Origin of the sequence: Acinetobacter sp. UBA2063 (assembly GCF_002333245.1) — a bacterium.
Lineage (GTDB): Bacteria > Pseudomonadota > Gammaproteobacteria > Pseudomonadales > Moraxellaceae > Acinetobacter > Acinetobacter parvus.
In genome coordinates this window covers 1-10,763 of the sequence record NZ_DDAH01000040.1, presented here as the reverse complement: position 1 = coordinate 10,763, position 10,763 = coordinate 1, and the positions used below count along the sequence as shown (strand labels likewise).

9 protein-coding genes and 1 pseudogene are annotated in these 10,763 nt (G+C 42.2%); 5 read left to right on the top strand and 5 right to left on the bottom strand.

The genetic code is table 11. The features are described 5' to 3' along the window. Positions 1–121, bottom strand: a pseudogene (locus B4H32_RS02035) (IS3 family transposase); the annotation flags it as partial. 105 nt (positions 122–226) lie between these two features. Between B4H32_RS02035 and B4H32_RS02030 the strand changes: the two are divergent. Beyond that, positions 227–493, top strand: coding sequence for a hypothetical protein (locus tag B4H32_RS02030; RefSeq protein WP_004678417.1), 267 nt, complete (start codon positions 227–229; stop codon positions 491–493). On the opposite strand, the gene holA is transcribed toward B4H32_RS02030, so the two are convergent. From holA to B4H32_RS02010, 4 genes are all read right to left on the bottom strand, one after another. Then, the gene (holA, locus tag B4H32_RS02025; RefSeq protein ID WP_004760765.1) at positions 490–1,485 is read right to left on the bottom strand and encodes a DNA polymerase III subunit delta; all 996 of its coding nucleotides are present in this window, start codon (positions 1,483–1,485) and stop codon (positions 490–492) included. The two genes, B4H32_RS02030 and holA, sit on opposite strands and share 4 nt — an antisense overlap. A gap of 9 nt (positions 1,486–1,494) precedes the next feature. Then, positions 1,495–2,004: an LPS assembly lipoprotein LptE gene (lptE, locus tag B4H32_RS02020; protein ID WP_004760766.1), complete on the bottom strand. Its 510-nt coding sequence runs from the start codon at positions 2,002–2,004 to the stop codon at positions 1,495–1,497. 48 nt (positions 2,005–2,052) lie between these two features. Then, entirely contained in the window at positions 2,053–4,692 is a 2,640-nt protein-coding gene (gene leuS / locus B4H32_RS02015; protein ID WP_286799570.1) for a leucine--tRNA ligase, read from the bottom strand. Between the two features lie 136 nt (positions 4,693–4,828). Further along, positions 4,829–5,179, bottom strand: a complete 351-nt coding sequence (locus B4H32_RS02010) for a DUF4124 domain-containing protein (RefSeq protein WP_286799569.1) — start codon at positions 5,177–5,179, stop codon at positions 4,829–4,831. A 507-nt stretch (positions 5,180–5,686) separates the two neighbouring features. Here B4H32_RS02010 and B4H32_RS02005 point away from each other — a divergent pair. The 4 genes from B4H32_RS02005 to B4H32_RS01990 all read left to right on the top strand — a co-directional run. After that, positions 5,687–7,414: an acetolactate synthase 3 large subunit gene (locus B4H32_RS02005; RefSeq protein WP_286799568.1), complete on the top strand. Its 1,728-nt coding sequence runs from the start codon at positions 5,687–5,689 to the stop codon at positions 7,412–7,414. After that, positions 7,411–7,902 carry an acetolactate synthase small subunit gene (ilvN, locus tag B4H32_RS02000; RefSeq protein ID WP_004678407.1) on the top strand — a complete coding sequence of 164 codons (492 nt, stop codon included), beginning with the start codon at positions 7,411–7,413 and terminating at the stop codon, positions 7,900–7,902. Before B4H32_RS02005 ends, ilvN begins: the two co-directional genes overlap by 4 nt. A gap of 125 nt (positions 7,903–8,027) precedes the next feature. Continuing rightward, positions 8,028–9,044 carry a ketol-acid reductoisomerase gene (gene ilvC, locus B4H32_RS01995; RefSeq protein ID WP_004760771.1) on the top strand — a complete coding sequence of 339 codons (1,017 nt, stop codon included), beginning with the start codon at positions 8,028–8,030 and terminating at the stop codon, positions 9,042–9,044. Positions 9,045–9,735: 691 nt separating this feature from the next. Further along, positions 9,736–10,763: MHYT domain-containing protein (locus B4H32_RS01990; protein ID WP_286799560.1), on the top strand; the 1,028-nt coding region annotated here is incomplete at its 3' end.

The window sequence follows — 10,763 nt, the reverse complement described above, 5'->3', positions numbered from 1 at the left end:
AAAATTCAAAATATGCGTTTAATTGCTTCTTCGCATCCAAAACATTGCTGTAGGCTTTGAGATACACCTCTTCATATTTAACGCTTCTCCATAACCGTTCAACCATCACATTATCAATCCATGAGCAGTATATCGATGTTTATAACATCATTTGGGGAGCAAAATATCACTTATAGCTGTTGTTCAAATTTCCTGATTCACCTCTCTGCTTAATGTTGCGAATGTAGTGATTTTATCGGAATATGATTTAAAAGATTGTCAGAATGACCGTATTAAAACCTCAATGAAGCAATCTTTTGATGAAAGTTCTTATGCTCAAACATATCATTTAAAAGCCGTGATCATTGAAACAAAGCAGAAAAAAGCAAGACAAGGTTATTTATTAAGATGTAATGCAAATATTACTTTGAATAATAGCGAAACCTTGTCTTTCACTTTCAATTTCTCCAAAAAAAATGATCAGTATTTAATTGAGGGGACACCAAATTATTAAGTTGTGTTGGGAAATAGTCTTTTTCCACACAATTCCCCAACAGCCTGCAACATCAGGTGTTCTGGATTCTCTTTGGACATGCCTTTAATGGCGGCATCAATACGCAACAGTAAATCAGACCAGGTCAGAAATTGACGTGGGTTTAAACGCCGTAACGCTTGTTGATATTGTGAAACTTTAGTATTCCAGATACCAAGCTGTAGGGCATTATGTGGCTGTTCAAACAACTGCATCAATAGGCGCATTTCTTTGCTGAGTGTCCATAAAATCAGGCTGTCAGGCTCGCCAGCCGCAATCAGGTACTGATAAATCTTGACTGACTGCGCCAGGTTGCCAGCCAACAAGGCATCACTCAAGTCATAGGTGGTATAACGGGATTGATCCTGTAAACAGGCATACAGTTGTTCAGTCTGAATTTGCTTAAGATCTGGAAATGTGTCCGCAACCCGCATCAGGCTGTTTTTTGCAGCCAGTAAATTATGTTCATGGTGCTGCATCAGCCATTGCCATGCATCATTATTGAGTTGAATCCCTAGTTTTTCTGCCTCAATACCTAGGATACGTTGCCGATCCTGTGGATAGGTGGCGGTGAGTGCAACCACCACGCCATTGGCTTCCACGGTCTGAAAAAAGGCTGTCTTTAAACTGCTGCTGTCCTGTTTGGGTAAAACTATCAGGAGTAAGTTGTGTTCATTATGCTGAATATAATTTTTAAGCTGTTTTAGACCGTTGGCATCAGGCTTGATATTGCCATGCACTTCAATCGCCAGTTGTTGTGAAAATAATGACAAACTATTCAGCGCATTAAAGACATTTTTCCAGTCATTGACACTACTGATGTCATAACGCTGACGTTCAACTTCATGCTGTTGCCAACTTTTACGAAATGCATCCAGCAGGTTTTGTTCAAGCAGGGGTTCCTGACCGTGCATAATCCATGCACCACGGGCTTCATGGACACGCTTTAGGGCTTGAACATAATCCAGCTTCATAATGACAGCTTAGGGTTGAGCTTTAGGTAAGCGGTTTGCGGCAATTTGACGCGTCAATTGTTGGGCCAAGTCATCAATCACAATACGGTTGAGATAGGCTTCCTGCTGGTTGTCAGTGTTGACGGTTGCCACATCATATTGATAGTTTCGTGAGGCAGTCAAGGTACGTGGTTCAGTCATCTTGCGGCCCTGATGGTCCTCAATCTGAAAAGTCACCGTTAAACGCAGTAGCACCTCTGTCAATTTACCATTCAACAACTGGCGGCGAGGGGTGTAATCCAGAATGCGCAATACATAGGCATCATTGGCATTACTGAGCTGTACACCTGTTGCACTGAGGTAGATACTTAAACGATTTTCAAGCTCATCGGTATTGTCAGGTAGAACCAGGGTGAGTTTATTATAGACCAATGGTATTGCGGCTGGGTTGCTTCCCTTAAGATGAAAACCACAACCGACTAAGCCAGCACTTAGACCCAAAGTTAAAACAATAGCAGCGAGACGTTGCGCTAAGTGCATAAATATCCCTCATAGACAATGAGGGCGTATACAATACGCCCCTACGGTTTAAACGACTAAATTCACCAATTTGTTTGGCACAACAATTTCTTTCTTGGTTGGACCTGTCAGGAATTGCTGAACTTCTGCCAAGGCTTTTGCCTGTGCCAATAAATCTTCTTTGGAAATATCAACAGCAACTTCCAGCTTACCACGAAGCTTGCCATTCACCTGTACAACAATCGTTTGCGTATTGCGGGTCAAGGCTGACTCGTCCACCTGAGGGAATTCAGCCGAGGTTAAATCAATACCAAACTGAGCCAACAAGGTCTGGCTTAAATGTGGTGCAAATGGTGCAAGTAATGTCAGCAATGTTGTGATTGCTTCACGTTCAACTGCAACATCGTGATCATCTTTGGCTTCAAACTTATTGGTGGCATTCAACAATTCCATTAATGCAGCAATAGAAGTATTGAACGCATGACGACGTTCGATGTCATCACCCACTTTCTGAATCGTTTCATGGGTTTTACGGCGTAGATCCTGTGCATCTTTAGAAAGATTTGCGCTATCAATTGCACTCGTCTGATTGCCTTTTTCCAAGAAACCAGTAGTCAAACGCCATACACGTTTTAGGAAGCGGTTGGCACCTTCAACCCCTGCATCTGACCATTCCAAAGACTGGTCAGGTGGGGCAGCAAACATCATAAACACACGGGCGGTATCTGCGCCGTATTGGTCGATGATCGCTTGTGGATCAATACCGTTGTTTTTCGACTTGGACATTTTTTCTTGTCCACCGATAACCACATCCTGACCATCACCTGAGTATTTTGCAGAAAGCACACGGCCTTTTTCATCTTTTTCTAAAATAATGTCGGCAGGGTTGAACCAGGTTTTTTTGCCATTTTCAGCTTCACGGTAGAACGTATCTGCCAAAACCATGCCCTGTGTCAACAAGTTGCTAAATGGTTCGTTGCCCTGAACAACACCCTCATCACGCATCAACTTATGGAAGAAACGTGCATAAAGTAAGTGCAAAATTGCGTGCTCTACACCACCGATATATTGATTCACAGGAAGCCAGCTTTGCGCCGCTTCTGGTTTAACCATTCCGTCAGTAAAGTCTGGAGATGCATAACGCGCATAATACCAAGATGATTCTACAAAGGTATCCAAGGTGTCTGTTTCACGACGCGCATCGCCGCCACAGCTTGGACATTTGGTTTCATAGAATTCAGGCATCCTATTCAATGGGTTACCAGAACCATCTGGAACCACATCGGTCGGTAATACCACGGGCAATTGATCTTCTGGCACTGGCACTTGACCACAGCTGTCGCAGTTAATCATTGGAATTGGGCAACCCCAGTAACGTTGACGAGATACACCCCAGTCACGTAAACGAAATTGAACCTTCGCATTTGCTAAATTTTGAGGTTCTAATTTTGCCAGCAAAGCATCAAACGCGGCTTGAAAATCTAAACCGTCGAACTCACCTGAATTGGTTAGTTTACCGTCTTTAGAACCGTACCATTCTTGCCACTGGGTTGCAGAAAAAGCTGCATCATCTGCGCCTTTGGCATCAATGACTTGCTTGATTGGCAGGTTAAATTTGTTGGCAAATTCAAAGTCGCGCTCGTCATGTGCAGGAACTGCCATTACAGCGCCTGAACCGTATGACATCAACACATAGTTCGCAATCCAAACAGGCAGGTCTTCACCTGTCACTGGATGCTTCACACATAAGCCTGTTGCCATGCCTTTCTTTTCAGCAGTGGCGAGATCAGCCTCTGCCACTGATCCCATACGACATTCTTCAATAAATGCAGCCAATTCAGGATTGCCTGCTTCTAATTGGAGGGCAGCAGCTTTGAGTGCCATAGGGTGTTCTGCTGCAACAGCAACATAAGTTACACCCATTAAGGTATCAGCACGCGTTGTATAAACGGTTAGGCCATCTGCATAAATTTCAGGATTCGCAGAAAGGAAAGTAATTTCCATCCCTGTCGAACGACCGATCCAGTTACGTTGCATGGTCAAAACCTGCTGTGGCCAGCCATCCTGCAAGGTGTCTAGATCATCCAGCAACTCTTGTGCATAGTCGGTGATGCGGAAGTAGTACATTGGGATGTCGCGTTTTTCCACCAATGCACCTGAACGCCAGCCACGGCCATTTTCAACTTGCTCGTTGGCCAACACAGTCTGGTCTACAGGATCCCAGTTCACTGTTGACAGCTTACGATAGATCAGGCCTTTCTTATAAAGCTGAACGAACAACCATTGTTCCCAATGATAGTATTCTGGTGTGCAGGTCGCAAATTCACGATCCCAATCGACAGACAAACCCAATTTTTTTAATTGGTCACGCATGTAGGCGATGTTTTCAAAAGTCCATTTTGCTGGTGCAACTTGATGAGCAATCGCTGCGTTTTCAGCAGGCAAACCAAAGGCATCCCAACCCATTGGCTGTAACACTGTTTCGCCCTTTAAACGGTAAAAACGGCTAATCACATCACCGATGGTGTAGTTGCGCACATGCCCCATATGCAGCTTGCCACTTGGGTAGGGGAACATCGACAGGATATAGCGATGCTTGCCCTCTACAGTGTCGGCAACTTTGAAAACTTTGCGATTGTCCCAGTCTTGTTGAACTTGGGGCTCAATGGCACTTGCTTGATATTCGGCGTCAATGTGAGAAGTCGTCATAGGGATATGCGATACAACAAAAAAGTAAGATTAAGATTGCTGCACAGCATAGCGCAAAACTGAGTGAAATGTCAGTTTTTAGATTGGGATTTTATCTTCAAGGCGGTTACTACCACCTTGATCTATTAAGGCTACTTTATCGGTCTGAATGTGATGGTGCAGATGGTGCCTGAGCAGGAGGTGAGGTTGTTTCAGCCGCTTCAGCCGCCACATTTGCTGCCTGTGATGCATGTTGCGCAGCGTTCTGGGCTTGCTGTGCGGCCTGATTTGCTGTTGTGGCTGGTGCTGGTGTCGCCTGATTTCCACCATAGGTTGAAACTTTATTTAAACGTTTTGCACCTTTAGGCGGAGGTGTGGTGGTGTAGTGGGTCGATCCATTTGCATCGACCCATTTGTAGTACTGTTGCGCATGGTTTTGACTTGAACAAAGCAGCAGTGCTGTTGTGGCAACCGTATATAAGCCCGTTTTTAAATAAGATGGTTTCATGTTTGATCTCCCCAAGAGAATTCTGTCTATATTCGATCAAAGTGTATTCAGGATACAATTTACAATGCATAGTTTTATGTAAAAAGAAAATGAATTTTTGATAAATGGACGTTTCACTAGACTAAACCACTGCTGTGAATAAGCCTAAAAAAACAACAGCTAAAAAATATTATAGAAAAACCTTTCCTTTATTCTTGACTTTGTGTATGAAAGCAACAAAAATGCTTGCTTTAGTTTTATATGCGCTTATTTGATCACCCTTCGAATAAATGTCATGGCTTGCAATGGACATTCTTTCTAGCCGAGAGAATGATTTTTTGAAATATGCTTATCCCAGCATATTTTGATTCGAGATGTAAAAACAGCTTATACGGCTGATGAGTCAGAAAATTTTTCCTATTGCAGCAAAAACGAGTAGAATACGCACACTTAAAAAAGTGCATAAGTTAATGAATGAAACACGGTTTATGTCTCCTATAAACTGTGCAAATACTAGGGTGAATCACGTTGGAACTTTTATCTGGTGGTGAAATGCTCGTTCGTGCCCTTGCGGACGAAGGCGTAGAGCATGTTTTTGGTTATCCAGGCGGCGCAGTTTTACATATCTATGACGCGTTATTTCAACAAGACAGAATCAATCATTACCTCGTACGTCATGAACAAGCTGCTGGCCACATGGCAGATGCTTATTCGCGCGTAACAGGGAAAACAGGTGTTGTTCTTGTGACTTCTGGTCCAGGTGCGACAAATACTGTGACTCCAATCGCAACAGCCTATATGGACTCAATCCCGATGGTGATTTTGTCTGGTCAGGTTGCGACACATTTAATTGGTGAAGATGCATTCCAGGAAACGGATATGGTTGGGATTTCCCGTCCAATTGTAAAACACAGTTTCCAGGTTCGTCATGCCAGCGAAATTCCTGCAATTATCAAGAAAGCATTCTATATCGCGTCTTCTGGCCGTCCAGGCCCAGTGGTTGTTGATATTCCTAAGGATGCCACCAATCCAGCAGAAAAATTTGCCTACGAATATCCTGAAAAAGTGAAGATGCGTTCGTATCAACCGCCTTCACGTGGACATTCAGGTCAAATCCGTAAGGCAATTGATGAACTGATTACCGCTAAACGCCCAATTATCTATACGGGTGGTGGTGTTGTTCAGGGTAATGCTTCTGCATTATTGACTGAACTTGCACATCTATTGGGTTATCCAGTAACCAATACTTTAATGGGCTTAGGTGCTTTCCCTGGCAATGATCCACAGTTTGTCGGTATGTTAGGGATGCATGGTACTTATGAAGCCAATATGACGATGCACAATGCAGACGTGATTTTGGCCATTGGTGCACGTTTCGATGACCGTGTAACCAATAACCCAGCGAAATTCTGTTTGAATGCGAAAGTTATTCATATTGATATTGACCCAGCAACAATTTCGAAGACGATTATGGCGCACATTCCTATCGTTGGTGCGGTTGAGCCAGTTCTTCAAGAAATGTTAGCTCAGCTTAAACAGATGAATGTGTCTAAACCAAATCCTGAAGCAATTGCTGAATGGTGGTCTCAGATTAATGAGTGGCGTAAAGTTCATGGCTTACGCTATGAAGCGGCTCAAAATGGTGAAATGAAACCACAACAAGTGGTGGAAGCGCTTGATCGTGTGACCAATGGTGAAGCGATCATCACATCTGACGTAGGTCAGCACCAAATGTTTGGTGCAAACTACTACAAATACAAACGTCCACGCCAATGGATTAACTCTGGTGGTCTAGGCACCATGGGTGTTGGTTTGCCGTATGCAATGGCAGCGAAGCTTGCATTCCCAGATCAACAAGTCGTGTGTATCACAGGTGAAGCATCAATTCAGATGTGTATCCAGGAATTATCAACATGTAAGCAATATGGCTTAAATGTGAAAATTCTTTGCTTGAATAACCAGGCTTTAGGCATGGTGAAGCAGTGGCAAGACATGAACTATGAAGGGCGTCATTCAAGCTCTTATGTCGATTCTTTACCTGATTTTGCAAAATTGATGGAAGCTTATGGTCACGTAGGTATTCAAATCAATCATGCAGATGAATTGGAATCTAAACTGGCTGAAGCAATGGCAATTAATGATAAATGTGTATTCATTAATGTCATGGTTGATCGTACAGAACATGTTTATCCAATGTTGATTGCAGGTCAGTCGATGAAAGATATGTGGTTAGGTAAAGGGGAGCGCACGGCATGAGACACATTATCTCTGTACTTGTAGAAAATGAAGCAGGCGCGCTTTCTCGTTTGGTCGGTTTATTCTCTCAACGTGGTTACAACATTGAGACTTTAAACGTTGCACCTACTGAAGATGAGACTTTATCTCGTTTGACGCTCACCACTTATGGTGATGATCACAAAATTGAGCAAATCACTAAACAACTGAATAAATTGGTTGAAGTAGTTAAAGTGGTTGATTTGTCAGAAGGTGCACATATTGAGCGCGAGCTTATGTTGATTAAAGTCAAAGCTTTAGGTGCCGCTCGTGCGGAAATTAAGCGTACAGCTGATATTTTCCGTGCTCAAATCGTTGATGTAACACCAACCACTTATACGATTCAAATTGCTGGTACGACTGATAAGATCGATGGTTTTATTGATGCACTTGCTGAAAATACCATTTTAGAAGTTGTACGTTCAGGTGTATCGGGCATCGCTCGTGGTGAAAAAGTTTTAACAGTTTAAATATAGTTCTCCCCCTGAGTGGTATTGCCACGCAAGAGGGGGAGTTAGAGGGGGTTATGTCGACCCCACCCTAACCCTCCCCTTGAAAATGGGAGGGAAGTTAAAGATTCTAATGGAGAAAACAGATGCAAATTTTTTACGATAAAGACTGTGACTTATCAATCATCCAAGGCAAAAAAGTTGCAATCATTGGTTATGGTTCACAAGGTCATGCTCATGCACTTAACTTGAAAGATTCTGGCGTTGACGTAACTGTTGGTTTACGTGCTGGTTCAGCATCTTGGAAAAAAGCTGAAAATTCAGGTCTTAAAGTATCTGAAGTTCCAGCAGCTGTTGCTCAAGCTGACTTAGTGATGATTTTGACTCCAGATGAGTTCCAATCTCAACTTTATCGTGATGTGATTGAGCCAAATATCAAAGAAGGCGCGACTTTAGCATTTGCTCACGGTTTCTCTGTACTTTATAACCAAGTTGTTCCACGTGAAGACTTAGACGTCATCATGGTTGCACCTAAAGCACCTGGTCACACTGTACGTTCTGAATTCCAACGTGGTTCAGGTGTTCCTGATCTTATCGCGATTCACCAAGATGCTTCTGGTAATGCACGTAACGTTGCTCTTTCTTACGCTTCAGGTGTAGGTGGTGGTCGTACAGGTATTATCGAAACTTCTTTCCGTGAAGAAACTGAAACTGACTTATTCGGTGAGCAAGCAGTTCTTTGTGGTGGTGCTGTTGAATTGGTTAAAATGGGCTTCGAAACTTTGGTTGAAGCTGGTTATGCACCAGAAATGGCTTACTTCGAATGCTTACATGAACTTAAGTTAATCGTTGACTTAATGTTCGAAGGCGGTATTGCTGACATGAACTACTCAGTTTCTAACAATGCTGAGTACGGTGAATATGTGACTGGTACTGAAGTAATCAACGAACAGTCTCGTGAAGCAATGCGTAACGCGTTGAAACGTATCCAGTCTGGTGAATATGCGAAAATGTTCATTCAGGAAGGTGCGTTGAACTACCCATCTATGACTGCTCGCCGTCGTCAAAATGCTGCACACGGTATCGAAGTAACAGGTAATAAACTTCGTGCAATGATGCCTTGGATTCAAGCAAACAAAATCGTTGATAAAGAGAAGAACTAAATTTTAGTTTAATCTTTAAAAGCCCTTGTTTGTACAGGGGCTTTTTTATTGGATCATCCTAATGTTGCGCATTGGTGAGGTATAGCTCCAATCTTACGTATTGGTCTTACGAAGTGATGCTTCACATGCTTTTCTATTTCGTTGCTCCTTGCGCAGGATACCCTAATAAGTGTTGAAGCAAACAAAATCGTAGAAAAAGAGAAAGCTCAGTTTTATCTCTGAGTTAAAAGAACCCTCTTGTTGGTAAACGAGGTTTTTAATGCTGCTGATAACAGAGTTATAATAGTATAAAAATTAAAAAAGTTTATATGTGTCTCTGATAAGCATTTTATATCGTGCTTAGTGCACGAGAAAAACAAAAAAACTGCAATCAGACTTAAGTTCATAGGGCAGTTTAAAACAAATAAGAAGTAGCTACTTAAATAAGAAAAACACTTAGCAAAAATAAATTGGTCTTTCGGTGAAAAGTGCAATAAAAAAAGCAAGTCTTTTTATAGGTTTGGAGTAATTATATGTTTTTATTCTATTGATTTATAAAATGAAAAAGACTTGACCTTATGTTATATGATGTTATTGTTAAGGAAAGATTATGACTGCTATTCGTATCTTTTTTTGAGTGTGAAAGATCGTTCTGAGCCTAGGCAATTTGCTCGGCAAATAAAAAAGTCATGGATAATCATGGAATTCCTTTATGGTACACGTTGATTACGATAGTACATTGGTCATCGTTTCCATTCTGGTTGCGGTGGCAACATGCTATGCCGCATTTTCAATGGAAGAGCTGGTTTTCAAGACCGCTTATAAAAAGTTTGAAAAAAGCATTCTGGTTGCGAGTGGCTTAATCCTGGGGTTGGCGATATGGGCAATGCATTTTGTGGGAATGCTAGCGATTCATTTGCCAGAAAGCTATCATTTTGATCTGGGGTTAACGACGCTTTCCTATATGGTGGGTACAATTGCCTCTATTTTTGCGGTGTGGCTGACTTCACGTCCAACCTTGCCTTTGCCTCGCCTGATTCTTGGTGCTGTGTTTATGGGCTTGGGTATAGCGGGTATGCATTATACAGGCATGATGGCTCTGACAGTTGAATATTATCAGATGCATTATGATCCCTTATTGGTTATTTGCTCAGTTTTAATTGCAATCAGTGGGGCTGGTCTAAGTTTCTTCTTTATCTTTAAATATAAGTCAGCAGTCAGGTATCGGATTGGGCTAAAAGCCATTGTTGCGGTGTTAATGGCGCTGAGTATTGTCGGTATGCATTACACAGGTATGGCGGCAACCTATTTTGATGCAAGTATTATTAAGGCCTTGAATGCAGCACAGACAGAGCAAAGTGTATTGTTGTTCACAATCATCTTTATTACCAGTCTGGTGTTTGTCGCAGGTTTTGCTGTTGCGGTTTTAGAATCTAGACTGGAAGAGCGTAATCAACAACTCACTTTTATAAATAAAGAGCTTGAGATTCAGTCTCTGCATGATGCCCTAACCAAGCTGCCTAACCGTATGTATTTAACCGAGTATGCAGAGGTTGTGTTTAGCCATCATCGCTTGCATGAGCAAAAGGCTGCCTTTTTATATATTGACCTGGATGGTTTTAAGTCGGTGAATGATGCTTTTGGGCATCATATTGGGGATCAGTTGTTGGTCCAGATGGCCAATCGTCTACACAATAAGCTAAATCAAAGCCATAAGTTATTCCGTATAGGTGGCGATGA

Excerpts from the sequence above, each read along its gene's own strand:
- holA (WP_004760765.1), bottom strand. The coding sequence starts at position 1,485 with ATGAAGCTGGATTATGTTCAAGCCCTAAAGCGTGTCCATGAAGCCCGT.
- lptE (WP_004760766.1), bottom strand. The coding sequence starts at position 2,004 with ATGCACTTAGCGCAACGTCTCGCTGCTATTGTTTTAACTTTGGGTCTA.
- leuS (WP_286799570.1), bottom strand. The coding sequence starts at position 4,692 with ATGACGACTTCTCACATTGACGCCGAATATCAAGCAAGTGCCATTGAG.
- B4H32_RS02010 (WP_286799569.1), bottom strand. The coding sequence starts at position 5,179 with ATGAAACCATCTTATTTAAAAACGGGCTTATATACGGTTGCCACAACA.
- ilvN (WP_004678407.1), top strand. The coding sequence starts at position 7,411 with ATGAGACACATTATCTCTGTACTTGTAGAAAATGAAGCAGGCGCGCTT.
- ilvC (WP_004760771.1), top strand. The coding sequence starts at position 8,028 with ATGCAAATTTTTTACGATAAAGACTGTGACTTATCAATCATCCAAGGC.